18 protein-coding genes and 1 pseudogene are annotated in these 25,270 nt (G+C 47.6%); 6 read left to right on the top strand and 13 right to left on the bottom strand.

Features of this window, described 5'->3' with window-relative positions:
* Positions 1 to 146 precede the first annotated feature (146 nt).
* Both O1721_RS05360 and O1721_RS05355 read right to left on the bottom strand, forming a co-directional pair.
* Positions 147 to 1,547, bottom strand: coding sequence for a sensor domain-containing diguanylate cyclase (locus tag O1721_RS05360; RefSeq protein ID WP_032103688.1), 1,401 nt, complete (start codon positions 1,545 to 1,547; stop codon positions 147 to 149).
* 12 nt (positions 1,548 to 1,559) lie between these two features.
* Positions 1,560 to 2,788, bottom strand: a protein-coding gene (locus O1721_RS05355) for an IS3-like element ISEc27 family transposase (protein ID WP_148116659.1) whose coding sequence is annotated in 2 segments (ribosomal slippage) — positions 1,560 to 2,473 and positions 2,473 to 2,788 — 1,230 coding nt in all. Because the reading frame shifts where the segments join, the coding sequence is not laid out codon by codon here.
* Between the two features lie 330 nt (positions 2,789 to 3,118).
* On the opposite strand from O1721_RS05355, the gene O1721_RS05350 reads away from it, so the two are divergent.
* The 5 genes and pseudogenes from O1721_RS05350 to O1721_RS05330 all read left to right on the top strand — a co-directional run bounded on the left by O1721_RS05350 (position 3,119) and on the right by O1721_RS05330 (position 9,940).
* Entirely contained in the window at positions 3,119 to 3,400 is a 282-nt protein-coding gene (locus O1721_RS05350; RefSeq protein ID WP_003860282.1) for a YjcB family protein, read from the top strand.
* 310 nt (positions 3,401 to 3,710) lie between these two features.
* Positions 3,711 to 4,508 (top strand): annotated as a pseudogene (locus O1721_RS05345) (IS5 family transposase).
* A gap of 486 nt (positions 4,509 to 4,994) precedes the next feature.
* Positions 4,995 to 8,327 carry a hypothetical protein gene (locus tag O1721_RS05340; RefSeq protein WP_032646886.1) on the top strand — a complete coding sequence of 1,111 codons (3,333 nt, stop codon included), beginning with the start codon at positions 4,995 to 4,997 and terminating at the stop codon, positions 8,325 to 8,327.
* Complete coding sequence (locus O1721_RS05335) at positions 8,328 to 8,792, top strand: response regulator (protein WP_032646885.1); 465 nt, start codon at positions 8,328 to 8,330, stop codon at positions 8,790 to 8,792.
* Entirely contained in the window at positions 8,789 to 9,940 is a 1,152-nt protein-coding gene (locus tag O1721_RS05330; RefSeq protein WP_032646884.1) for a response regulator, read from the top strand. The genes O1721_RS05335 and O1721_RS05330 overlap by 4 nt, the downstream gene beginning before the upstream one ends.
* A gap of 646 nt (positions 9,941 to 10,586) precedes the next feature.
* Here the strand turns inward: O1721_RS05330 and O1721_RS05325 are convergent.
* The 5 genes from O1721_RS05325 to ssb1 form a co-directional block, all read right to left on the bottom strand.
* Positions 10,587 to 11,006, bottom strand: coding sequence for a hypothetical protein (locus tag O1721_RS05325; protein WP_032646882.1), 420 nt, complete (start codon positions 11,004 to 11,006; stop codon positions 10,587 to 10,589).
* A complete protein-coding gene (locus O1721_RS05320; protein ID WP_032646881.1) occupies positions 10,999 to 13,032 on the bottom strand; it encodes an integrase in 2,034 nt (677 codons plus the stop codon). The genes O1721_RS05325 and O1721_RS05320 overlap by 8 nt, the downstream gene beginning before the upstream one ends.
* Before the next feature lie 16 nt (positions 13,033 to 13,048).
* Positions 13,049 to 14,587: a site-specific integrase gene (locus O1721_RS05315; RefSeq protein ID WP_048984036.1), complete on the bottom strand. Its 1,539-nt coding sequence runs from the start codon at positions 14,585 to 14,587 to the stop codon at positions 13,049 to 13,051.
* Positions 14,574 to 15,821, bottom strand: a complete 1,248-nt coding sequence (locus O1721_RS05310) for a tyrosine-type recombinase/integrase (RefSeq protein WP_047058417.1) — start codon at positions 15,819 to 15,821, stop codon at positions 14,574 to 14,576. Before O1721_RS05310 ends, O1721_RS05315 begins: the two co-directional genes overlap by 14 nt.
* 158 nt (positions 15,822 to 15,979) lie before the next feature.
* Complete coding sequence (gene ssb1, locus O1721_RS05305; protein WP_006177466.1) at positions 15,980 to 16,510, bottom strand: single-stranded DNA-binding protein SSB1; 531 nt, start codon at positions 16,508 to 16,510, stop codon at positions 15,980 to 15,982.
* Between the two features lie 251 nt (positions 16,511 to 16,761).
* Here ssb1 and uvrA point away from each other — a divergent pair, with 251 nt between their 5' ends.
* Complete coding sequence (gene uvrA, locus O1721_RS05300) at positions 16,762 to 19,584, top strand: excinuclease ABC subunit UvrA (protein WP_003860287.1); 2,823 nt, start codon at positions 16,762 to 16,764, stop codon at positions 19,582 to 19,584.
* A 3-nt stretch (positions 19,585 to 19,587) separates the two neighbouring features.
* Here uvrA and O1721_RS05295 read toward each other — a convergent pair whose 3' ends face one another.
* The 6 genes from O1721_RS05295 to dnaB all read right to left on the bottom strand — a co-directional run bounded on the left by O1721_RS05295 (position 19,588) and on the right by dnaB (position 25,266).
* On the bottom strand, positions 19,588 to 19,941 hold the full coding sequence (locus O1721_RS05295) for an MmcQ/YjbR family DNA-binding protein (protein ID WP_032646878.1): 354 nt from the start codon (positions 19,939 to 19,941) through the stop codon (positions 19,588 to 19,590).
* A gap of 2 nt (positions 19,942 to 19,943) precedes the next feature.
* The gene (locus O1721_RS05290; protein ID WP_017382627.1) at positions 19,944 to 20,360 is read right to left on the bottom strand and encodes a secondary thiamine-phosphate synthase enzyme YjbQ; all 417 of its coding nucleotides are present in this window, start codon (positions 20,358 to 20,360) and stop codon (positions 19,944 to 19,946) included.
* Positions 20,361 to 20,472: 112 nt separating this feature from the next.
* Complete coding sequence (gene aphA, locus O1721_RS05285) at positions 20,473 to 21,186, bottom strand: acid phosphatase AphA (RefSeq protein WP_017382626.1); 714 nt, start codon at positions 21,184 to 21,186, stop codon at positions 20,473 to 20,475.
* Between the two features lie 268 nt (positions 21,187 to 21,454).
* Positions 21,455 to 22,648 (bottom strand): aromatic amino acid transaminase, encoded by a 1,194-nt coding sequence (gene tyrB / locus O1721_RS05280; RefSeq protein ID WP_017382625.1) that lies wholly within the window; start codon positions 22,646 to 22,648, stop codon positions 21,455 to 21,457.
* 109 nt (positions 22,649 to 22,757) lie between these two features.
* Complete coding sequence (gene alr / locus O1721_RS05275) at positions 22,758 to 23,837, bottom strand: alanine racemase (RefSeq protein ID WP_032646875.1); 1,080 nt, start codon at positions 23,835 to 23,837, stop codon at positions 22,758 to 22,760.
* A 16-nt stretch (positions 23,838 to 23,853) separates the two neighbouring features.
* Positions 23,854 to 25,266 carry a replicative DNA helicase gene (gene dnaB, locus O1721_RS05270; protein ID WP_003860298.1) on the bottom strand — a complete coding sequence of 471 codons (1,413 nt, stop codon included), beginning with the start codon at positions 25,264 to 25,266 and terminating at the stop codon, positions 23,854 to 23,856.
* Positions 25,267 to 25,270: the final 4 nt, after the last annotated feature.

The raw sequence follows: 25,270 nt of genomic DNA, 5'->3' as shown, positions 1-25,270 counted from the left end.
AATCCTAAAATTCGTGATGCCGATAATATTTTCCCGTAAGCCAAACTAAAAGTATTCATTTCGTTTCTGATAAGGAAAATAATTACCCGCGACAGGTGTGGAAAATTCGCTGGCTGAAATAGCCTGCTCTTTGTTCTTATGCTGATTTATAAATAATCAGACGCCAGGACCGTTTTTCCTCTTCCCGTACGCTTGGCGTCATATAATGCCTTATCGGCACGCATCAGTATGGCAGAAGTATCCCGTTGCCCCTGACAGACTTCAACCACCCCGGCGCTGAAAGAGAGTACCAGCGTTTTATCGCCCACACGCAGCGGTTTTGAGATCAGCGCGGCACGCAGCCGGGAAGAGAGCAACGTAGCGGCCATACCATCCGTGTGCGCCAGCAGAAGAACAAACTCTTCGCCCCCCACCCGTCCCAGCGCCGACCCGGCCGGGCTCACCTCGCGAATACGGTCGCAAAAGTGGATCAATGCCGCATCGCCAACCTGATGTCCCCACCGATCGTTGATCTGCTTGAAATAATCGAGATCGAACATCAGGAGACAGAAGTGGCTACTGACATCCTGCGGCGAACTGGCTGCCAGCGCTATTTTGAGACGCTGTAAGATTGTCGAGCGATTCAGACAGCCCGTCAGATCGTCCGTGGTGGCTTTGACGGTCAGCTGCTGTTCTGCTTTTTTACGTTCGGTGATATCTAGGCCAATGTTGAGAATGGAGTTATCCGGCAAAAGGATGTTTGACCAGAGAATGGTTAACTGCGTCCCGTCTTTACGCACCGGGTGCCATTCGTACATATCCTTAAGTGGTGCGAAACGAACCGACTCCTGCACGCGCTGTCGCTCCTCAGGATCCGGGTAAAACAGGGCCAGCGGATCGGGATGCTCGCCGATTTCAGTCATACTCCAGCCAAAGACTTTTTCGCATTCGGCATTCCACAATACACACCGGTTATGCCTGTCAAAGGCGTTCATTAATACCGGAGCACGCTCAAATAAGGTTTTATATTGCGTGACGACGCGCTGCATTTCCTGCGCCGTTTTTTCCCGCACGATGATGTCATCAAAATAATCTTTTAGCTTCTCAACCAATACCACCACGATATTTTTCAATATCGGCAACGAGGTCAGTTTTTCATTAAAAGCCAAAAAGAAATAACCACTGCACTGTCTGCCATGCGCTGAGAATTTACACAGCACGCCGCTTTGCAGCCGCGCATAGCCTGGGTGCTGAGGGGAAAATACCGCCCGGCCAATATGCTCTTTCCAGTAGATCACCCGCCAGGCGCGGTGATGCCGCTGCAACAGGGTGCTGGCAAGAAAATCCGCCACGTTAAAGGCGTGACACGTCACGTCGCCGGCACAAACCACGCGCGGCCCGTCTGCGGATTCGACACTGACCCATGAGAGATTTGCCCCCAGTGCGCTGTTGATAATTTCCAGCATTTCAACCGGCGAACACTGCGCGTTGAGTTGCGGCATCAGCTTCGCCAGGGCGTGCAGCGCCTGCATGCTGTCGTTAATAATCTCGCGTCTTTTTTCTTTCATTTGGATTGGCCCCTATATTTCCATACACTTTTTATCACTTAACCCATTACTGGTTCGCCGCCGCAGATATTCCCGTGGCGAACGATACCCCAGTGCACTATGCGGATGCCATTCGTTGTAATGTTCGAAGGCCTCCGCAAGGTTCTTTACCGCTGTTAACCCGTCGGGTTTCGGCATGATGCTGATGTAATCGCGCTTCATCGTTTTCACGAAGCTCTCTGCCATCCCGTTGCTTTCCGGGCTACGTACCGCCGTATGTTTAGGCTCCAGTCCTACCATTCTGGCGAACTGACGCGTCTGATAAGAACGGTAGGCTGAACCGTTGTCTGTCAGCCACTCAACTGGGGATGTCGGCAGGCTGTTACCGAAACGACGCTCCACGGCACCCAGCATGACGTCCTGCACGGTTTCACTGTCATATCCACCGTTACTGGCCGCCCAGTAAAGTGCCTCGCGATCGCAACAGTCCAGAGCGAACGTGACCCGCAGTTTTTCACCGTTATCACAGCTGAACTCGAAGCCGTCAGAGCACCACCGCTGGTTACTTTCTCCAACGGCCACTTTCCCTGTATGCGCCCGCTTCGATGGCGGTATTTCCGGTTTACGCTCAAGCAGCAGCGCATTCTGACGCATGATGCGGTATACGCGTTTGGCATTGATCACCGCCATGTCGTCAGTTTCTGATTGTCTGCGCAGCAGTGCCCATACCCGACGATAACCATAGGTGGGCAGATCGCCGATAACGGTATGGATACGGGCCAGCGCGTCAGTATCATCAGGCTTGCGCTTGCACCGACGATCCTGCCAGTCCTTCGACCGACGGGCCATGGCATGCAGTTGCGCACGTGAGACCCGGAGGCAACGACTGACAAGGCTTATTCGCCATCCTCCGGCAACAAGGGCACGTGCGCTATCCACTTTTTTTGTCGGCCATATTCAACGGCTTCTTTTAGCAGCTCGTTTTCCATGGTTTTCTTGCCCAACAGGCGTTGCAGCTCTTTAATTTGCTTCATCGCAGATGCCAGCTCCGACGCGGGCACAACCTGTTCTCCTGCGGCAACGGCTGTAAGGCTGCCTTCCTGATACTGCTTACGCCACAGGAACAGCTGACTGGCAGCAACGCCATGCTGACGGGCGACCAGCGACACGGTCATTCCGGGCTCAAAACTCTGCTGAACAATGGCGATTTTTTCCTGAACACTTCGCCGTCTGCGCTTCTCTGGACCTAAAACATCAATCATTCGGACTCCAACGACTAGTCTAAAAACTAGTATTAAGACTATCACTAACTTAAGTGATACCAACTGTCTGGAGATTCAGGGGGCCAGTCTAAAACGCTATACAGCCGATGGCGTTTTGCAAAGGTTTTACTATCTGGATGAAATAAAAATAAAAATTCCGACCAGACGTCGTTCTGAGCGACGACGATATATTTTCCCCGGCAATAATCCCACTTTTACCTCACGCGGATACTGGCGAATAAAACAGCAAATGTGATATAGTTCACACATCTTATGTAACGAGAAACATTGTTTCATTCCAGTTCGTCTGTTTTGTCGAGGATGGGTTTTATGGCAACCATTACCACCAGCATGGTGCTCCTGCGCTGGCCGTTGTTGAGCGCGGTTTTGATGTTCCTGGCCAGCACGTTAAACATTCAGTTTCGAAAGTCCGACTACGCAGGTCTTGCTGTGATTAGCACCCTGTTAGGGTTGGGCGCCGCATGCTGGTTCGCGACAGGTTTGCTTGGCATTACGCTGGTAGACATTGCCGCCGTCTGGGAAAACATTAAAGTGGTGATGGTTGAAGCCATGAGCCACACTCCGCCAGACTGGCCGATGGTGATTACCTGATAGCCTGTTATAAAAAAACCCAGACATTGTCTGGGTTTTTTGTTTTTCACGCATCTGGATATCAGAACGGTTAGGTTTACCTGATATACCATTAATAATTTCATGGAAACGATAAATGCTTATATAGTAGAGAAAATTATCAAAATCTTTTCGACAAAACCTACAAAGCGTAATGTTATATGTAAAGTTTTTTATAACATACTCTGTGAAACATTACATTGTTATCAGCGACTACTAAGTGGATAGGTTAGGCTGTGTCCCTTAATCATCTGAGTTATAGTAACTATCTGTTTCCAGAATATGTTGAACTATGGCTCGCTACGTTCTACCCGATGATGCATGGACTCCCATTCAGCCCTTATTGCCTGCGCAACCGGATTCACCACGTGCAGGACGGCCATGGGCAGAACATCGCATGATCATCAACGGCATGTTCTGGATACTGTACTCAGGAGCGCCATGCCGCGATTTGCCTGAACGATACGGCCCATGGGAAACCGTTTACAACCGCTTTAATCGATGGTCAAAATCGGGAGTGATTAGCATTATTTTCAATAAGTTACTCTCATCTATTGACGCTCATGGACTCGTTGACTGGTCAGCAACGGCTCTAGAGCGCAAAAAACATCCCGATATCACCGGAGATAATAGCCGGGGTCGCTCTCGCGGCGGTTTGGCACCAAAATCCATCTGGTTACAGACGGAAGTGGCCTCCCGTTAACATCGTGCTGAGCCCCGGACAAGCCCACGAGAGTCAGTTCGCACAACGTCTTCTGGATAACATTGGCATTCAGCGCCAGACCGGTACTATGAAGCGCCGTGGTCATGCGGTACTGGCTGACAAGGCATATTCAGGGCATGCATTACGTTATGAACTGAAAAATAAAGGTATAAAGGCAGTTATTCCTCGAAAATCAAATGAAAAATGGCGTCGGATGGTCGTTCACAGCTCGATCGTGTTATTTACCGCAAGCGCAATGCTGTTGAACGATGTTTTGGCCGCCTGAAAGAATACCACCGCGTAGTAACACGTTATGACAAAACGGCGAGAAATTATCTGGCGATGGTGACACTGGGCTGTATCCGGCTCTTTTATCAACAGGTATGAAATTAAGGGACACAGCCTAGTCTGATGGACTGTGAAGTGCCTGTTAACCCCGAGCCTAGTCATTCGAAGATTGCGTTGAAACCTCTTGGAAACCGCACGCTGAATACTTTTTCACTTATTGAAACCATCTAAAGAACTGCTCAAAAAAACATCCTCCCCCTGCGAAATAAAGAAATCCGCGCCAGTGACTAACTTTTCATTTCTTATGCGTTCAACTCTGAGTTATAGTCAGTAACAGCGACATACTCAATCACTTAGGCAACACCAATAAGTGAGGGCGGTAGCATACCCTAGTCTTAAATTGATTAACCTATCGATAGTAAAATCAAAAAAAGTCTTAAAATTTTGCACTAAAACAATACGCTGCTGATCATCCTAACAGTTATATATTTCATAAAATCACTAAATTTCCGGCTAGACTAAATGAAAATATATTCCTTATGATTTATCTCCAAATTAGTAGATCCTATTACAAAAGGAATCATAATGAAAACGAACAAAAGATTTACCTCTGTGAGAAGCAAGATGGAAAGCCAAAAAAGAAAATTTGAAAAAATAATGAAGCAAAATAAAACAAATGAAGAAAAAACATCAATTATATTTAATGAATTATCACTACTAAGACAGACTTCTACTACAGCAGCAATACATGCCTACAAAAACTTCTTAAGCATTGAAGATGCCGATAAGTTAATGCGCGCAAGATATATATCCAATGACGAAAATATATTTAAAATCAGTCAGATACACACCATTGAAAAAGAAACAAGCACGGATGTTATAAATTGGGTAACAACCACATTATCATATTTCTCAAATGAAATTAATGAATTTCTAGTAATGAGAAATAAATTCGTTAAATCACTGATGAATTCATCATTTAGTGAAGCAGCAAAACTATTAGATGAAATAGAACATAAGTTTGGAAAAACTTTTTGGAGTTTAACAAACAAAATGATACTAGTCTATTTCAAAAAAGATTTGGCAGAATTCAATCGTATTTCTAAAGAAATGCAATTACTCGAACATTCATATTCTAAATCTCGCATAGGATATGAGGTGGTAAGATGCAACAGGAATATCTCGGCTGAAAGGTACGTTTTTTCAATTGGAAAAATGATTGAGGAAGTGAGGTTGGATGGCGTTTTTCATGCAATCGATACAATTTGCTACAGGCATTTATTCGACCCTTCAGCCAACTATGAATCAATAATTAACATATATAAAAATGATTATGACATAAGAATAATAGACCAATATATTTCTTATCTGAGATTTGTTCTATATTTGAAAAATTGTAATTTACTGTCCGATGAATCAGAATCTACCTTAGAACAATTAAATTTAATCATCGATGATAAAGAGCTAAAAAACTTAGTAAGTAACATGCGTAACTTTAATGGTAACAGAATAAATGAGGGTCAGGTTTTATACCAAAAAATCATAATGCTTTACCTTGAGGAGTCATATGAAGAAGTAGTAAATTTATGTGAGCGTACACTGGTTGAAGAACCTAACTTATCTGTTATTTATATTCCTTACGCGAAATCATTAATACAACTTGGGAAATACTGTTCCTTTAATAATGTCTTGGGTGAGGTTATCAATTTAATAATTAATATTACATTAGATAATGACACTGAGAACTCCTTAGCCCAGTTGATGAAAATAAGTCAAGTACTCAATGATTATAACTGGTCATTTATCCTGAACTGTGTTCTGGCAAGTTATAACGGTGAAGGTGATAGTAACACTCATAAAAAATACAGCTTTGTAGACTTATGTTCACTTAACAATAACATAATGGACCTTGATGAACTCAGCAAAGATATCATCAATAACGAGTCAATACCGGAGTGGCGAAAAAACAAATATACGGCTGATCACCTATATCACTTAACAGAATATGAGCAAGCACTAAAATACTATAAAATGCTAAATTCGCGTGATGAATCATATGCACGCTCTAAAATAATACAGTGCTATTACAAACTAGGCAATACTGATAAGGCTAATGAAATTATGGCCACGGAATTATTAAAGGAGACAAACCCTAAAACTTTACCAATAAAAATTATAGTTAACGACATTATAAAAAATCTTACCTTCACTACTGACAATAATAAACTATTGAACTCCGCTATAATCTTACACTATTACAACCAATATATTTCTAACGATTACACCCAACCCTTATCAGATATTTGCGAGAATTACTTTAATAATCTTGGCATTTTTGAACATCATGAAATTAAATTTGAAAATCCAAATATAAACACTTTTTTATTAGAGAGAATATTAAATTTAGAAGTGCTTGATGGCATGAGTACATTTTTCAACACTGATAGTGAAGTACTCTTATTTAGAGTATCCATAAATAGAATTTTGTTGTCTAATTTAGCCTCTTATAATATTGAAAAACGCAACTTCATTTTTGAGGAAGCACGATCTCTTCTGAATAAAATTGTTATTAACTTATGTTCCCATGAGGCTGGCGCCGGCAGAATATACATAGACAAAACCAGTATAAGAAACAAAATTAATGACGAAGTGAAAAATGATTTAGATATATTGAAAAAATATGAAGAACGTGATTTATCATATCAAATACAGGATGCAGATGAAGAATCTGATGCATTATTTTATAGTTCTGATAACGAATTTTTCAATGGCGTAATGGCATTATTATATAAAATTACAAATGCTTATACTTTGGATAAGCTATATGGCCTCGATCAGTCATTGAACATGGGAATAAGACATGGCGGATTTGTTAATTTACTTTGGGCGCCTCTCAAACGTAACAATATCTCAGCTAAAAAACATGATGAAAATAAATTCTCACCCAACCCAGTTTGGCGTACAGACTTTGGATATTTTAAGGATTCAATCCTTGATGGCATAGATAATGCTTTGGTAGAGTTTAATAAAAAGGCAAACGCAATAATCAACCAAGCAAAAAATAAAGTTCATATAGATACAGGTGAGTTTGGTTACAACTCTAAACTATTCGAGTTTTCGCTTGAACCTGACTATCAAGCATCTGTAGCAAGTAGAATCGACTCTCTATCTGCAGAAACGTTAATTGATGATGTATTCCTTTATCTTGACAAGCAGACGAATGAGAAAATGGCTATTGCAAGAGGAGAGTTCGTTGATTCAATTGAAAAGGACATGTTTGAAGAAATAAAAAATCTCAAGGATAAACTTGAGAGTGATGGATTAGATGTCATTGCAATTCAGCGCGCGGTCTCAAAATCAAAAGATGAGTTGAAAGAATCATTTATCCAATTAAGAACGTGGTTTGACTGGGCTAAACAAACTAAAACAAATTTCGATTTAAACGTTGCACTTAAAAAAGCAGAATCTGCTGCCAGTCAATACTACCCCTGGTTGAAATTCAATTTAAGTGGATATAACAACTCTACATCTAATTTTCTCGGTCAATATTTTACCGACACAGTTATGATTTTAACCTTAATTATAGATAATGCACTAAAACATTCAAATCCTCGTGATAATTATCACATCACTTACAATATTAATGAACATAATAATTCATTACAACTGAGTTTTACAAACACCTTAGATTTTGATTTACAAGAAGAACAATGCAAGAAAATCGTACAAATAAATGAAGATCTTGCTGAAAATCGGATTGATAATTCAACTAAAGATAATGGCAGTGGTATCTATAAAGTAAAAAAAATAATTACACATCATCTAAAAGTTGAAAATAAAGTTACCGTTGTATATTCGAATAAGAAATTTGAAGTTTTAATTATTATCGAAGACATTGAACCAATTAAGGAAAAATAATTGAAAATTCTTATTGCTGATGATAATATTTATAAACAAGACATCCTTAGTGCATATATAAAAAATAAATTCCCTGATGCGGATATAAGCCAGAGCTATTCATTTAATTCAACTAGAAAGCAAATATTTGAGAATGTCTTCTCATTAATCCTCTTAGATATGACCATGCCTACTTTTGATTCAAATGACAAGTCCGCTACAGTTAGTGAAAGCAGAAACAGGCCTTTAGCTGGTAAGGAAATAATTTCTTCTATGGCCTATAGAAAACTTTACTCGCCCGTCATACTAGTTACTCAATTTGAAGTTTTTGGAAGGCACAATCAACTAACTTCAATCGATGATATATTTGATGAAATAAATGGACTTTATCCAGATATTATAAAGGGCTCGGTTTTATTTGATTTCCAATCAGACTCCTGGAAGTCAAAATTAGATAACTTTATTTTAAACATGGAACTGAAATGAATATTCTCATTGTTGAAGATGATGATAATAAAGCACAGGACATAATAACCTTCTTAATCAAAGAAGGTGTCATGTCATTAAGTATTAAAACTGTTGATAATGTTAATGATGCACTTACTCTCTTAAGGGAAACAAAATATGACATTCTCTTACTTGATTTGAGTTTGCCGTTACGAAAATCAGGCCATCCAATCCCAGATGGTGGCTCCAAGATTTTATACAACTTGACGAGTCCATATTTTTTAACGCCCAGCCATGTCATTGGATTAACACAATTTTCAGATTTGTCAGACAATGAAAGACCTAAGTTCCAAAAATTTGATTTTAACATTTATGATTATAATATCGACATCTGGAAGGATGTCCTATCGCAAAAACTAAAATGGATACTTAAACACACTACAAGTGTAGCAGAGAGAGCTGGTCATGATAAAATCATCATATTGACTCATGGGATTATGACTAGTGGGAAATGGCAATCACAAGTAACCGAAATATTTAAAGATACAGCCAAAGATATTATTCCTTTCAGATATCCTCACTATTCAGCTTTTAAAATACTTCTGCCGCAGACTCGAAAAAAAATATTGGATGCCTATGTGGATTTTGTAATAAAAACATGCCAAGAACACCCGACTGCTGAACTTAATTTCATTTCACATAGTTTTGGAACATACATGACGATAACAGCTTTGAACAATGCTAATTTCTTGTTCCCTCCAGCAATTAACAATATAATTCTATGTGGCAGCGTTTTAAAACAAGATTACGACATTTCTGCTTTTATAGATAAAACGCAAACTCTGAAACTGATTAATGATTGTGCCTATGACGATAAAGCCCTTATATTTAGCAATATGTTTTGTTTTGGACTCGGTAATGCAGGTAGAATAGGATTCAATGGCTATCACGAGAAGTTAGTAAATCGTTTTTTTAAAGGTGGGCATAGTACTTTCTTTTCTGAAAAGAATAATATATTGCGCAGCTGGTTTAATGCAATAGAGAACTCAGAAGTTGATCTATTTGACATGAGGAGCACTAATATCTTCGCTGAGAGCATTGACTCCGTGATGAATTTAATTGCTCCATTAGTCAAGATTATATATATTCCTGTAATAATTCTAATATTCATTCTTTATTTGCAATGACAAAAATTAATGTTAGATGTATAATGTAAGCATAATCAATTTTGTTTGATAGTGATTAATATCATTGAAAAATTTAGAGGCATTAGTAAATAATCAGTTTGATATCACTCTCCAAAGACTGATAAGGGCGCGGTATGACGCCGCGCTAGAAAATTGGAGTAAATCTAAATGGTTAGAAGTCGGGCCTGGCGTCGCCATCACCTATTTCGTTTAAAATCCCAGCGAAATAGATATAGAAGTACGATAGCTAAGGCACCTAAAATTGTAGGGAAAATTTACCGTACACCTTGTGCTTGTTCTTGTTTTATGTGCGGAAATCAAAGAAAACACCATGATATAAACATTCAAGAGCACAGAGCATCATTGCTTTTCACTGATTAACTTGTTATAGTTTAAGCTAATAGATTATTAAAAGGCTCCAACGTTAGGGGCCTATGTTTAAATAAAATATTCATTCTAACTTTGTTATTTAAGCAAGCTATCCCTTGTAGCGTATAGCCCTAGCCAAGAACAAATCCTTCCCTATTAAAAGCCCAATTTTACCATTTTGTTTCTTATCTCTTTATTGTCTTAATTATCTCATCCTCTACTTAAGCTAAAAAAATTAACCTATACAAAACACAAAACTCGTCACCGGACTTAACAGTTATCTTTTTTCTCCATCAGAACGCTCACGGTCAATCTTTGTCAGCTGCGCATTAAGTTGATGTTCTGTCATTCCATGTTTGTATGCATTGTATTGCCAGATCACAAACTGTTGTTTGTACCTCCGGTTCTCTTCCTTAAGCTTTTCGATTTCGCTTTCAAGATTCACAATCCTAGCGGCTGCAATGTTCAAACTAGCTGGACGCGGATTTTTGGGGCCACGGCCTTTAAGCGCCTCTTTCTTTGTTTGATAGGCAGTCACTATTGCCTCATGTGCATTAAGGGACTGTCTTGACGGCAACTTTCCGACCAATGGTTCTGCCGCCTCACAAATTGCTGACCAGGACAGTTTTGGTTCCTGCCATCCTCGAATTAGATTCACGATGGCGTTAATGTCTCTATTATCCAGATGCTTAGCCAAGGCCACCTCCTAACAAAGTTGTCAAATCATCTAACATCACAGCTTCTTCACTTTCTTTGCCTTTTTGCTCGATGGTCACAATAGACGTCTTTGCGACAACACGGCGAAGCGGGCTGAAATCATTGCCCCGGAGCTTAATCTGGGCACCATTTTCAATGTCTGGATTCTCTAAAATAGCGACTAACTCACGAAGCCGGGTGACAGTTTTCTTGTGGTATTGATACCAGCGATCAGCCCCCATCTCGCCGCTTTCTACCGCTGCATCTGCAATAAAAAACATTCGTTCCGACTTCACCAAACGTTTCTTAATTCGATCCAATATTTCTGTATCCTCGCCTTTGATACAAACCTGCTCAGTACAATTGACGCAATCTCGGAACTTCTCGCAAGGACCCATGGTGTAATCATGCACGCAGTAGCCATACTCCGTCACATGGACTGCGGCATGATCTAACGTATTGAACTCTTGAATAGTCACAGGAAGGTGCTTAGCCACATCTCCAGCAGGCCCAAATAGACCTTTTGACGGTTCGAGGCGTTCAGACATGCCAACCAACTCATATTCAGTCATGTGGTTGTAAGCTCGATTCTGTTTCATATCTGCCCGACCAGACCACTTGGCAATTTCCAAGTTTGAGAGCCCACCACGCTGAGCTATGGTGTTAAGTAGGTGTCGAGCCTGGTGCGAGGTTAATTTCACCGGCTCTCCGTTTACAGCATGGTAACCATGGCGATCAAAGATACAGGCATGTTTTCCTTTCAAGGACAGACGAGGCGTCAGATCACTGTTGAAGAAATTATTGGTTGGCTTATGTAATTCAACTGGTATGCATCCTCTGTTCCCGTGGAACTGATTTGCGTTCAGTACAAACAAGGCATTGCTGTACCTAATTCCCTTGTCTTTATCAAACCACGGAAAGCCATCCGGTAAACGCGCCATTGTGTGCTGCCACAGGCTATTTAGCGTATGTACACCATCCTCTTTAGCTAGACCTCGATTACCAAGACACGACCTGCACGTCTTTTTAGAGTGATGTGCAAAACCGAGCGCCATACAAGCCTGCTTCATCGTCAATGGCTCATCATCAGCTACGCTGGGACAGTTAGCATGGCGGTAAAACTTATTCGGGTGTTTCTCGATCCACTTGGCCAGTTGTCGTGCATTTTCAGAGAGCACTCTAGCTCTAGCTACGGCTGTCTTAGCTATACCGACCATCACGGTGGGTATCCATTTGATATCACCCTCATAGCCTTTCCCCGCAAAAAAACGCCAACCATATCGTTCTATCCCTTCACGATCCGTTTCAAATACCTCGCAATCCACAGGCAGTGCTAACACCTCAGTAATACGTGAAGGTGCCGACATCAACATGGCAAAAACCGATGTTGTAAATATGTCTCGCTCATGAATTGGGTCGTTGGCAAAAATTTCCGCCAACGCATTAAGAGCAATATCACTCGGAAGTTTATCTTCCCTATTTTTCTTCGCCTCTCTGGTCGTTTTGTTCTTATCCTCTGCACGTTTAATTGGATTAACCCAATTTTGTACAGCACTTGATACAAGCTGGTTTTCAGCTACAAACTTAGCCAGCCGCTCAATCTCACGGCCACAATGATATGCGGAGCCATCGGAGTAGTAATGCTTCGCCAATTCAGCTGCTTCATCCAGCACAGAAATCGACAGGCCATCAATATTTGCGTTTCCGTTTACTTGAAGCAAAGCCGCCTCAACCGCACGGAGGGCTTTACTTTCATTCTTTGCCCTAGAGAGGCTATGCCCATGCTGGTAACGGAAATAGGCTTTGGCAAAATCAATGAAAGCAGGGTCTTGCGTCTCTTCCAGTATGGGTTTTCTCGTAATAATGCCCAACTTGGCAAATACAGTTATGTTTGGCCAAACAGGATCTTCCCAATTGAGATCAGAGCCGAATACAGTCAATTGATCTCGGCACTGGGATATGAATGCTTCAAGGTTTTCTGCTGCTGTCAGCGTAGCCTTTGGCTTAAACAGGAAAATCTCAGCCATTGGTTATTGCTCCTTGTTAACTAAGCTCTTCACGACGTTTTGCACAACGCATGATCACATCTGCCAGCGCGATAATACTGCGATCAAGTACGGCAGCAATCTGGATGTCGCCAGTTATCTCTTTCACCCGTTCACGTTCGTTGAGCAGTCGTTGATAGACATCTTCATGTGGGCCGTCCAGCCAAGGCTGAAAATGCATGCAGGTGTAGCAAGGAATAGGAACATTGGCACCACAAAAGCCATGTTCTCCACAAGTACCAACACCCTGACCCATCTCGGTCCGAATACGACTGGTAGGGTCATTACCTCGATGCGCGTCTCTCTCTGAATCGACAAGTACCCCGACAAAAGCCTGAGCGTATGGTGCTAATTGGAAGCCAACCGCCTCATCAAGCTTTTTCACATGCTCGGGGATATTCTTGATGTAAACGCCTGCGTTTTGGGTGTCCGCGTGGTCAAGCAGTTCCGCAATCACCAGCTCGCCAAAGCCTTCCCGGGCAGCTCGTGTGCCTGTGGTATAACGAAAACGACGAGCATTGATATGTAATAGCTCACCGGTACGTTCCGACCGGATGTCGGACTTTTCTACGATGTATTGGAGTGTGTCGGTTATCTCTGCGGCGGGAATGTGGAGTTTGTCGGTAGCAAGCAGTTGGCGGAATTCATAAGGAGATTGGAGGGCATCTAACACATCAAGATCAGGAAAAAGAGGGATTTGCTGCCGGTCATCGTCCTGCAATTCAAACCCCAAACGATTTTCAACCTGCGCAATCGCATTTCTTGCCTGAGCACTCAGGATTGCCCATAGTTCCAGTGATATTGCAAATGGCTTGAAGTTTATTCGGAAAGAGCTGCTGCGCAGCTTGGCTTGCGGCACATTCAACACATAGAAGGGCTCTCCCTTTTCATTTTTACCACAAAGGACATCGACCACACGAAGCAGCGAGATCTGAATGGGACGACGTCCTGTATGACTGGTGCCAAGTGCCATAGCCAGCTCAGCTATAGTAATTAAGCTCTTTTCATAAGCCCGAACAGCCCCCTCGTTAAACGCTGTCAGCTCATTATCCGTCAGTGGCCCCTCTTGAGGATCCATGCGTTTAACCGCATCCCCCTTACGATTACCCTTTAGCGTCCAGCCATCTAGCAAGCGGATCACCTCCTTACTGATGCCGGGATAGCCCAGTTCGTGCCAGGATCGAAGAAAGCCACGGATGGTTGCTAGATACCATTCTGTTGCAGGCGACAGCATCGACCGATAATTAATCAATACCGTATCAGTAATTTCTCTCGCGTCAGTCTCACGCAGCATGTGCTGAAATCGTTCAAGAATATTTTTTGTATGAGAAGAAGAACGATTGGATGCATAAAACGCCAGTGTGCGCAGGCAGCCATCTAGCGTCCCATCTGACAAATAATGGTGAATATCAGCAAGATTAATAGTGATATTTCTATCCAATGTCCACGATGTGTCATACAACAGAAAAGAGTAGCTATTGGCCCTGGCACGGATTCGTTCTGGTACTAACCCAAGTAAGAGGTTATTCATGGTCATCCTTGAAGTCCTCTGGCAAGCTAGTGCCGTTACCTGCTTGTAATGCCAAAGCGGCCTCAAAACCTTTTTGCCGAATGAAACGCTTGTTGTAAGTCGCTGCGGTTCCCGAGCCATCTCTCCAGCCCATTAAGTACGAACGAAGTTGCTCTTGGCGTTCCTCGCTGACTTGCTCATTCATGGCATCCATTCTTTCTGAAAACTTGCGATTCCAAGTGTGGCGGAGCGAATGTCCTGTCGCTGCATACAATTGCGGTGATATAGACCTGACTACGGAAAAAATTTTGTGATATCCCCCTTTGGAGATAGGATTTCCCAGAGTTGGTCCACTCTTGTAAGTTACAAACAGATAGTCATTTTTCTTCGCATTTCTGACTTTCCGGCGATCTTGAATGATATAACTATGCAGTTCTTGAGCTAAGGATTCAGCCAACGGTAAGAGCCGTTCTCTAGTTTTAGCATTAGGCTCATTGGTTCTAGAGTCAGCTTGTTCATCTGCTCTCCTAACGATACGGATCCTGTTAGCGCTAAAATCTATGTCCTGTATTCTTATATTTAATAATTCACCACCTCGGATGCCAAGATAAAACAGAAGCAAGATCATCAGCCGATTGCGGCGCTGCACATCTATTGAGAAAGGGTTTAACTCTGATCTAGGCTGGATGACTTCAAATAGCGCGTCCAATTGAACATCACTCAATGACCTGTCTTGTAAGTCGTGGTTTCTGCGCTTTTTAGATGGTCGGCGCGTCTTTATCTGCGCCGCCATAGCATTGATCTTTTCAACAACTTCCAGTTCTGTCGTCTTTAAGATATGCATCGCATACCAGTGTAAATAGTTGGCAAACGTTGTTAGCCGGGAATGCTGTGTCCCGTTATCAACGATATCGGTCATCGCATCTGCCAACCAAGAGGTAGAGGACACAGTTAATGGCCCCTTTCTTTGTTTGCACTGAGCAAAATCTCGCAGATCATCCAGCTCATGTGGCTTGAAGAAGTCTTTAGTCAAAAACCGCTGCTGAAGGTCAATGTCGCGACTCTCTACAAAGCGTAACAACATAACCAGGTTGCTAGCCGCCGCCAACATCGTTGAAAAAGCATCCTCTCTATTGCGGATTTGAGTTGTTAGAAACAGAGTGGGGTAATACATGGGAAGCCCAGAAGCATGATCCACTACCATGCAATAGCGCTCGCCACTATCCATGACAAATGTTGTAACTCTGTAGTTCTTTTCCATGCACTCACATCCCATAAACATTACACAATTACAAGGTACACTTTATGTGAAAAATCACCAATTTATACAAGACACTTTTTCCGACAATAGAAACAAAAAACCCCTGAATTAACAGGGGCCTGTGTATGAATTCTTTACAAATAACTCACAAGTTAACTCTAGAACGGGATATCGTCGTCGAAATCCATTGGCGGTTCGTTAGACGGTGCCGGAGCAGACTGCTGCTGCGGACGGGACTGCGCGCCGCCGCTGAACTGGTTGCCGCCCTGAGGCTGCTGAGGCTGACCCCAACCACCCTGCTGCTGATTCTGACCGCCACCTGCCGGTGCGCCACCGCCCTGACGGCCACCCAGCATTTGCATGGTGCCGCCCACATTCACCACCACTTCCGTGGTGTACTTCTCAGCGCCGGATTGGTCGGTCCATTTGCGGGTACGCAGCTGGCCTTCGATATAGACCTGAGAACCTTTACGCAGATACTCACCGGCCACTTCGGCCAGTTTGCCAAACAGCACAACGCGGTGCCATTCGGTCTGCTCTTTCATTTCTCCGGTCGCTTTATCACGCCAGGATTCGGAAGTAGCCAGCGTAATGTTGGCAACTGCGCCACCACTCGGCATGTAGCGTACTTCCGGGTCCTGGCCCAGATTACCGACGAGAATCACCTTGTTTACGCCTCTGCTGGCCATGTTCGTGTCTCCTGAATACGTTTCTTAATAGTGTAAACGCGCGAGTGTACCATTTCCATGCTGCACTTTGATAGTTGCGTAGCACGTTCCAGAGTTCTCCCGCGAACTCGACATTGTTACACAGTGAATCAGAAAATGCATTCCAATACTGTATATTCAAACAGGTCATTTTGTGTCATAATTAGCCGTTTCTGACAGCCGTTTGTCCTTCAAACAAATCAGGCAATCCGTGTTCCAACCGGGAAAGGTGAATGGATAAGATCGAAGTTCGGGGCGCCCGCACCCATAATCTCAAGAATATCAACCTCATAATCCCTCGCGACAAACTCATCGTCGTGACCGGGCTTTCGGGGTCTGGCAAATCCTCACTGGCTTTCGACACTTTGTATGCCGAAGGACAGCGTCGTTACGTTGAATCGCTCTCGGCGTACGCGCGTCAGTTCCTGTCGCTGATGGAAAAACCGGATGTCGACCACATTGAAGGGTTGTCCCCTGCTATCTCCATTGAGCAGAAATCCACATCGCATAACCCGCGCTCCACGGTCGGTACCATTACCGAAATCCATGACTACCTGCGTCTGCTGTATGCGCGCGTGGGCGAGCCGCGCTGCCCGGATCACGATGTCCCGCTGGCGGCACAAACCGTGAGCCAGATGGTGGATAACGTGCTGTCGCAGCCGGAAGGCAAACGCCTGATGCTGCTGGCGCCGATCATTAAAGAGCGTAAGGGCGAGCACACCAAAACGCTGGAGAACCTGGCAAGCCAGGGCTATATCCGCGCCCGTATCGACGGTGAAGTGTGTGACCTGTCCGATCCGCCAAAGCTGGAGCTGCAAAAGAAACACACCATCGAAGTGGTGATTGACCGCTTTAAGGTACGTGAAGATCTGGCGACGCGTCTGGCGGAATCCTTTGAAACGGCGCTGGAACTCTCTGGCGGCACGGCGGTGGTGTCAGACATGGACGATGCAAAAGCGGAAGAGCTGCTCTTCTCCGCCAACTTCGCCTGCCCGATTTGCGGCTACAGCATGCGCGAGCTGGAACCGCGTCTGTTCTCGTTCAACAACCCGGCGGGCGCGTGCCCGACCTGTGACGGCCTGGGCGTTCAGCAGTATTTCGACCCGGACCGCGTGATTCAGAACCCGGAACTGTCGCTGGCGGGTGGCGCTATTCGCGGCTGGGATAAGCGTAATTTTTACTACTTCCAGATGCTGAAATCGCTGGCTGAGCACTATAAGTTCGACGTTGAAGCCCCGTGGGCCAGCCTGAGCGCGAACGTACATAAAGTGATCCTGTTCGGTTCCGGCAAAGAGAATATTGAGTTCAAGTACATGAACGATCGCGGTGACACTTCCGTGCGTCGCCACCCGTTCGAAGGGGTGTTGCACAACATGGAGCGCCGCTACAAAGAGACCGAATCCAGCGCGGTGCGTGAGGAGCTGGCGAAGTTCATCAGCAACCGCTCCTGCGCCACCTGCGAGGGTACACGTCTGCGTCGCGAAGCGCGTCACGTGTTTGTCGAAAACACGGCACTGCCGACCATCTCAGACATGAGCATCGGCCACGCGATGGACTTCTTCAACAACCTGAAGCTCTCCGGACAGCGCGCGAAAATCGCTGAAAAAGTGCTGAAAGAGATCGGCGATCGCCTCAAGTTCCTCGTGAACGTCGGTCTGAACTACCTGACGCTTTCCCGCTCGGCTGAAACGCTGTCCGGCGGTGAAGCCCAGCGTATCCGTCTGGCGAGCCAGATTGGCGCGGGCTTAGTCGGCGTGATGTACGTGCTGGATGAGCCGTCTATCGGCCTGCACCAGCGCGACAACGAACGCCTGCTCGGCACGCTGGTTCACCTGCGTAACCTCGGCAACACGGTAATCGTGGTCGAGCACGACGAAGATGCGATCCGCGCCGCGGACCACGTGATCGATATCGGCCCGGGCGCAGGCGTACACGGCGGCCAGGTGGTCGCGGAAGGGACGCTGAAAGACATCATGGCGGTGCCTGAATCGCTGACCGGCCAGTACATGAGCGGCAAGCGCAAAATTGAAGTGCCGAAACAGCGCGTGGCGGCGAACCCGGAAAAAGTGCTGAAGCTGACCGGGGCGCGCGGCAACAACCTGAAGGACGTGACCCTGACGCTGCCTGTCGGGCTGTTTACCTGCATCACCGGCGTGTCCGGTTCCGGTAAATCGACGCTGATCAACGATACGCTGTTCCCAATTGCGCAGACGGCGCTGAACGGAGCGACGCTGGCCGAGCCTGCGCCGTACCGCGACATTCAGGGGCTGGAGCATTTCGACAAGGTTATCGACATCGATCAGAGCCCGATTGGCCGTACGCCGCGTTCCAACCCTGCGACCTATACCGGCGTCTTTACGCCCGTACGTGAACTCTTTGCCGGCGTGCCGGAAGCGCGTTCACGCGGCTATACGCCAGGCCGTTTCAGCTTTAACGTGCGCGGCGGCCGCTGTGAAGCGTGCCAGGGCGACGGCGTAATCAAGGTTGAGATGCACTTCCTGCCGGATATCTACGTGCCGTGCGACCAGTGCAAAGGTAAGCGTTATAACCGCGAAACGCTGGAGATTAAGTACAAAGGCAAGACCATCCACGAAGTGCTGGATATGACCATCGAAGAGGCGCGCGAGTTCTTTGACGCCGTCCCTGCGCTGGCGCGTAAGCTGCAAACCCTCATGGATGTGGGTCTGACCTATATTCGTCTGGGGCAGTCAGCGACAACGCTGTCCGGCGGTGAAGCGCAGCGCGTGAAGCTGGCGCGTGAGCTGTCCAAACGCGGTACCGGTCAGACGCTGTATATTCTGGATGAGCCGACCACCGGCCTGCACTTTGCGGATATCCAGCAGCTGCTGGACGTGCTGCACCAGCTGCGCGATCAGGGCAACACCATCGTGGTGATTGAGCACAACCTGGACGTGATTAAAACCGCGGACTGGATTGTCGATCTCGGCCCGGAAGGCGGCAGCGGCGGTGGTGAAATCCTCGTCTCCGGTACGCCAGAGACCGTTGCAGAGTGCGAAGCCTCGCACACCGCGCGCTTCCTCAAACCGTTGCTGTAATCGTCACACAGAGAGCTGCTGTCGGATCGTTTCCGGCAGCAGTTCAACCGCCTGTAGATACGACGCATCCACCAGGTAGTAAATTTGCGAATCTGGCAGCGAGCCGTCGAGAAACACCGTACTCCAGTGCGCTTTATTCAGATGCTTACTTGGCCTGACATCATCGTGCTGCTGGCGCAGTAAGTCGGCCAGTTCCGGACTGGTTTTCAGTGATGCCGCAGGCCGCGCATCCACCTCTTTCACCATCGCGAACAGCACATCCCCCACTTTGAGCTGCGTGGCTTTCCAGTCGCTGTGAACGCTTTGTTCCGCACCCGGCTTGCTCATGCAGTACTGAAGTATCTCCGAAATTGTCATCTTTATTCCCCTTGTAGCGTTGCGATAATTTTACGCGAACCACCGTGAATGCGATGTTCTCCCAGCCAGATCCCCTGCCACGTTCCCAGCTGTAGCCGTCCGTTGTGGACCGGCAGCATCAGCGAGACGCCCAGCAAAGAGGATTTGATGTGCGAAGGCATATCGTCCGCCCCCTCATAGTCATGCTCATAAGGCGCGTTGTCCGGGACGCTCTTCAGAAAATGGTGCTCCATGTCGGACCGGACGGTGGGATCGCAATTTTCATTGAGCGTGAGAGAAGCAGACGTGTGCTGAAGCAGCAGATGCAGCAAACCCGTTTTGACGCGCGACAGGTCGCGGATTTGCCCGATGACTTCGTCCGTCACAAGGTGAAATCCGCGTGGTTTTGCGCTTAAGGTCAGGGTCTGTTGATACCACATGTGCTGCTCCATTATGAAAGGTGAATCTTTCTAAGTGTGCAGCAAGAAAGCGAAAGGTAAAACCCGCGCAGCGAGATTTGCTTAAAAAAGCATTCACCCCGCCGTTAATGCGTCAGTATTCAGAGTTAACGATCACCTCTTCACCAAATTTTCCGGCCATCGGCAGCGGTCGGTAGGTGGAGTTCGAGGCGCGTAACACCCTGATGCCTCTGGCTCCCACGTCTTGCGCCGCGGTGATGTCGTTATCTGAATCCCCGTAGAACACTTTGATATTTTTCTTTTCCAGCCACTGGGTTTTGGTGTTTTGCCCTTCCTGGTCCCCGGCAAAAATGACCGGGTTCATGCTGGCCGCCGGGATCAGGAAATCATCCTGTAGCGTTTTCGAGACGGTTTCGGTTTTGGTCTGGCTACGTCCGGTCACGAAGTAAATGCTGTCGCCGCGCTTTACGTGCATGGCGATCAGCGCGCGGGCAACCTCTTTCGGGATACTGAACTCATCCCAGCCGTTGTTCATCTTTTCCCAGAATTCCGGGTTTTTCAGATAGGCTTCGCTGTCCGGGGAGTACGTTTTTTTGCCGCGCCAGAAACCGGGGCTGGAGAAAAGAACGGTATCGTCAATATCGAAGCCCACGGCTATCGGCGGGCGACCCGTCAGGCTATTTTCGATTTGTGCCACTGAAACCCAGTGAATGGGGGCCTGTTCGGCAAGAATGGCGGCGGTAGTGCCGGTGTAAAGCGGCGTGGGTGCAGAAGCCCGTGCAACAACGGCGCTATTAAGCGAGAACAATAAGCAGGCGGCGCTGAGCGCCAGTGTGATCTTGCGCATATTTTCCCCTGAATATTCAGTTTGTTATCTTTTTATTTTGAGCGGATGGTCAAAAAACTATCCGACCATAACCCCAGCGGTAGGGGAAGGAAAGGAGTTTTTACTTATGGGGCTGAATAAAAAGAAGACGATCACAAAGCGCAGAAGAAACGTGTAGGTCCGGTAAGCGAAGCGCCACCGGGCAATGACTGGCACCGACGCGAACAAAAAAGCCGGGTGGCGGCTACGCCTTACCCGGCCTACATACAGTATGCAAGTAAGTGAATGCTTACATTACGGATGCAAACGCCTGCGCCACGCGCTGGACGTTGCTGGCATTCAGACCCGCCACGCACATACGGCCGCTGGCGATCAGGTAGACACCGAACTCTTCGCGCAGGCGATCGACCTGCGCTGCGCTCAGTCCGGTGTAGCTGAACATCCCGCGTTGCTTGAGAAGATAATCAAAGTTATGCCCAGGCACGGCCTCTTTCAGGACGTTAACCAGCTCCTGACGCATCGACAGGATGCGCTTACGCATCGCTTCCACTTCCGCAAGCCAGGACGCTTTCAGCGTTTCGTCACCGAGAACTGTCGCCACCACCTGCGCACCAAAGTTCGGCGGGCTGGAGTAGATACGGCGGACCGTCGCTTTCAGCTGACCGAGTACGCGTCCCGCGGCTTCGGCGTCTTCACACACCACGGACAGGCCGCCAACGCGCTCGCCGTACAGGGAGAAGATTTTTGAGAACGAGTTGCTGACCAGAGCGGGAAGCCCCGCGCTGGCAATCGCGCGAATGGCGTAGGCGTCTTCCTCCATGCCCGCGCCAAAGCCCTGATAGGCGATGTCGAGGAACGGGATCAGGTTACGCGCCTTCAGTATCTCGATCACCGCATCCCACTGGGCATTGGTGAGGTCCGCACCGGTCGGATTATGGCAGCACGGATGCAGCAATACGATACTGCGCTCCGGCAGGGTGTTCAGTTTTTCCAGCAGCGCATCAACGCGCACGCCGTTGGTTTCGCTGTCGAACCACGGATAGGTCGCCACCTTAAAGCCCGCGCCCTCGAAGATCGCAACGTGGTTTTCCCACGTCGGGTCGCTGACCCACACGCCGGAATCCGGGAAGTATTTTTTCAGGAAATCTGCGCCTACCTTCAGCGCACCCGAGCCACCCAGCGTCTGGATAGTCGCCACGCGCTTTTGCGCGAGCACCGCGTGGTCCGCACCAAACAGCAGCGGCGCGATAGTGTTGCGGTAGGTGTTTAATCCTTCCATCGGCAGATAAAGCGAAGCACCGTGCGGGGTTGCGTTTAGACGCGCTTCAGCTTCGGCAACGGCTTTCAACTGAGGAATGATACCGTCTTCGTTGTAGTAAAGACCAATGCTGAGGTTCACCTTGTCGCTGCGAGGATCTTCTTTGAAACGCTCCATCAAGGAGAGGATAGGGTCGCCGGCGTAGGCGTCTACTTTCTGAAACACGCGATGTTCTCCGGATTATTATGAGGCAGGGAATTCAACAATAAACCGGAAGCGGAAGAAGATCGAGGGGATGTTAACAGAAGCGGGATGCATCGCATCCCGCCCATGCTTAGTCGACGTATTTCATCGCGACCCTTGAGGTAAGGCGCGTGATAAGTTCGTAAGCACTCACTTTTGTTATTTCAGCAATACGTTCTACCGGCAGGCCTTCGCCCCACATCACCGCATCGTCCCCCGCTTTATCCTGCGCGTCGGGCCCCAGATCAACACAAATCATGTCCATCGCCACGCGGCCGACAATCTTTACTTCGCGACCGTTGACCAGCACCGGCGTGCCCGTTGGTGCGGCGCGGGGATAGCCGTCACCGTAGCCCATCGCCACCACGCCAAGACGCGTATCGCGCTCGCTGATCCAGGTGCCGCCGTAACCTACCGGCTCTCCCGCTTTGTGCTCACGCACGGCAATCAGCTTTGAAACCAGCGACATCACCGGCTTAAAGCCAAAGTCCGGCCCCCAGGGTTTGTTCTCCAGCGGCGAAACGCCATAAAGAATGATGCCCGGACGCGCCCAGTCGAAGTGCGACTGCGGCCATAGCAGGATCCCGCCGGACGCCGCAATGGAGCGCATCCCCGGTTTGCCTTCGCAGAAGGTGTTGAAGATATCAAGCTGCTGTTCCGTTGCGCCGCATTCAGGCTCATCGGCGCGGGCAAAGTGGCTGACGATATTCACTGGCTGACGCACATTTTTGCACTGACTCAGACGCTGATAAAACGCCTCCGCGCTTTCCGGCCGCACGCCCAGACGGTGCATGCCCGTGTCGAGCTTCATCCAGACGGTGACCGGCTCGCTCAGTTCAGCCGTTTCCAGCGCGGCCAGCTGTTCTTCGTTATGCACCGCCGTGTGCAGGTGCTGATCGGCAATGGTCGGCAGGTCCGAGGCTTCAAAAAAGCCTTCCAGGAGCAGTATCGGTTGCGTAATTCCACCTGCGCGCAGGCGGAGAGCTTCTTCGAGACGGGCGACGCCAAAAGCGTCGGCATCGGGGAGCGTTCGCGCGGTCTCAAGAAGACCGTGTCCGTAAGCGTTCGCTTTCACGACTGCAACGAGCTGACTGGCGGGCGCCAGTTCTCGCAGACGTTGCAGGTTGTGTCGCAGAGCGCGGCGGTTAATAACAACAGTTGCCGCTTGCATTTGAATTCCTTAGAAATTACTCATCATCATATTGAGGACCGGCATAGTTGTCGAAACGCGACCACTGGCCGTTAAAGGTCAGACGTACCGTACCGATGGGGCCGTTACGTTGCTTACCAATAATAATTTCGGCGATCCCTTTCAGATCGCTGTTCTCGTGATAAACCTCATCACGGTAGATGAACATGATTAAGTCGGCATCCTGCTCGATGGAGCCGGATTCACGCAGGTCGGAGTTGACCGGGCGCTTGTCTGCACGTTGTTCCAGAGAGCGGTTAAGCTGCGATAGCGCCACCACCGGCACGTGCAGCTCTTTTGCTAACGCCTTGAGCGAGCGGGAAATCTCGGCAATCTCCAGCGTACGGTTGTCGGAAAGCGACGGAACGCGCATCAGCTGAAGGTAGTCGATCATGATAAGGCCGATGCCACCGTGTTCACGGGCGATACGGCGCGCGCGGGAACGCACTTCCGTCGGCGTCAGGCCGGAGGAGTCATCGATATAGATGTTCCGTTTTTCCAGCAAAATCCCCATGGTGCCCGAGATGCGCGCCCAGTCCTCATCGTCCAGCTGGCCGGTACGGATGCGGGTCTGATCCACGCGCGACAGGGACGCCAGAGAACGCATCATGATCTGTTCAGAGGGCATCTCAAGACTGAAGATAAGCACCGGCTTATCCTGCAACATCGCCGCGTTTTCGACGAGGTTCATCGCAAATGTCGTTTTACCCATCGACGGACGCGCCGCGACGATAATCAAATCCGATGGCTGAAGACCTGCCGTTTTCTTGTTGAGATCGTCATAACCGGTGTTCACCCCCGTCACGCCATCGTGCGGCTGCTGGAAAAGCTGCTCAATACGCGCAACCGTGGCGTCGAGCACATCGGCGATATTTTTCGGGCCTTCGTCTTTGTTCGCACGGCTTTCGGCGATTTTAAAGACGCGGGATTCCGCCAGGTCGAGCAGATCTTCGCTGGTGCGCCCCTGGGGATCGAAACCGGCCTCGGCGATCTCATTCGCCACCGAGATCATCTCGCGGACAACGGCACGTTCACGAACGATATCAGCGTAAGCGCTGATGTTCGCGGCACTTGGCGTGTTTTTTGACAGTTCTGCCAGATAGGCAAATCCGCCGACGCTGTCGAGCTGTCCCAGACGCTCCAGCGATTCTGCGAGCGTAATCAGGTCGATAGGGCTGCCCGACTCCTGCAAACGCGCCATTTCCGTAAAGATATGGCGGTGCGGGCGGGTATAGAAGTCTTCCGCGACAACACGCTCGGCGACGTCGTCCCAGCGTTCGTTATCCAGCATTAAACCGCCCAACACCGACTGTTCCGCTTCAATCGAGTGCGGCGGGACTTTTAACCCGGCGACCTGATAATCACGCTCACGAGGTTCAGTCTGTTTGTTGAAGGGTTTGTTTCCTGCCATAGTG

The sequence above is a fragment of the Enterobacter cloacae complex sp. HYC033_NIDB genome, assembly GCF_056673335.1.
The sequence above is the reverse complement of the archived record's forward strand: the minus strand, read 5'-3'. Positions and strand labels throughout refer to the sequence as shown.

Bases quoted from the DNA above. Each gene is read 5' to 3' on its own strand.
- O1721_RS05295 (WP_032646878.1), bottom strand. From the start codon at position 19,941: ATGACAATTTCGGAGATACTTCAGTACTGCATGAGCAAGCCGGGTGCG.
- O1721_RS05310 (WP_047058417.1), bottom strand. From the start codon at position 15,821: ATGGAAAAGAACTACAGAGTTACAACATTTGTCATGGATAGTGGCGAG.
- O1721_RS05360 (WP_032103688.1), bottom strand. From the start codon at position 1,547: ATGAAAGAAAAAAGACGCGAGATTATTAACGACAGCATGCAGGCGCTG.
- dnaB (WP_003860298.1), bottom strand. From the start codon at position 25,266: ATGGCAGGAAACAAACCCTTCAACAAACAGACTGAACCTCGTGAGCGT.
- O1721_RS05320 (WP_032646881.1), bottom strand. From the start codon at position 13,032: ATGGCTGAGATTTTCCTGTTTAAGCCAAAGGCTACGCTGACAGCAGCA.
- uvrA (WP_003860287.1), top strand. From the start codon at position 16,762: ATGGATAAGATCGAAGTTCGGGGCGCCCGCACCCATAATCTCAAGAAT.
- O1721_RS05330 (WP_032646884.1), top strand. From the start codon at position 8,789: ATGAATATTCTCATTGTTGAAGATGATGATAATAAAGCACAGGACATA.
- ssb1 (WP_006177466.1), bottom strand. From the start codon at position 16,510: ATGGCCAGCAGAGGCGTAAACAAGGTGATTCTCGTCGGTAATCTGGGC.
- alr (WP_032646875.1), bottom strand. From the start codon at position 23,837: ATGCAAGCGGCAACTGTTGTTATTAACCGCCGCGCTCTGCGACACAAC.
- O1721_RS05290 (WP_017382627.1), bottom strand. From the start codon at position 20,360: ATGTGGTATCAACAGACCCTGACCTTAAGCGCAAAACCACGCGGATTT.
- O1721_RS05340 (WP_032646886.1), top strand. From the start codon at position 4,995: ATGAAAACGAACAAAAGATTTACCTCTGTGAGAAGCAAGATGGAAAGC.
- O1721_RS05350 (WP_003860282.1), top strand. From the start codon at position 3,119: ATGGCAACCATTACCACCAGCATGGTGCTCCTGCGCTGGCCGTTGTTG.
- aphA (WP_017382626.1), bottom strand. From the start codon at position 21,186: ATGCGCAAGATCACACTGGCGCTCAGCGCCGCCTGCTTATTGTTCTCG.
- O1721_RS05315 (WP_048984036.1), bottom strand. From the start codon at position 14,587: ATGACCATGAATAACCTCTTACTTGGGTTAGTACCAGAACGAATCCGT.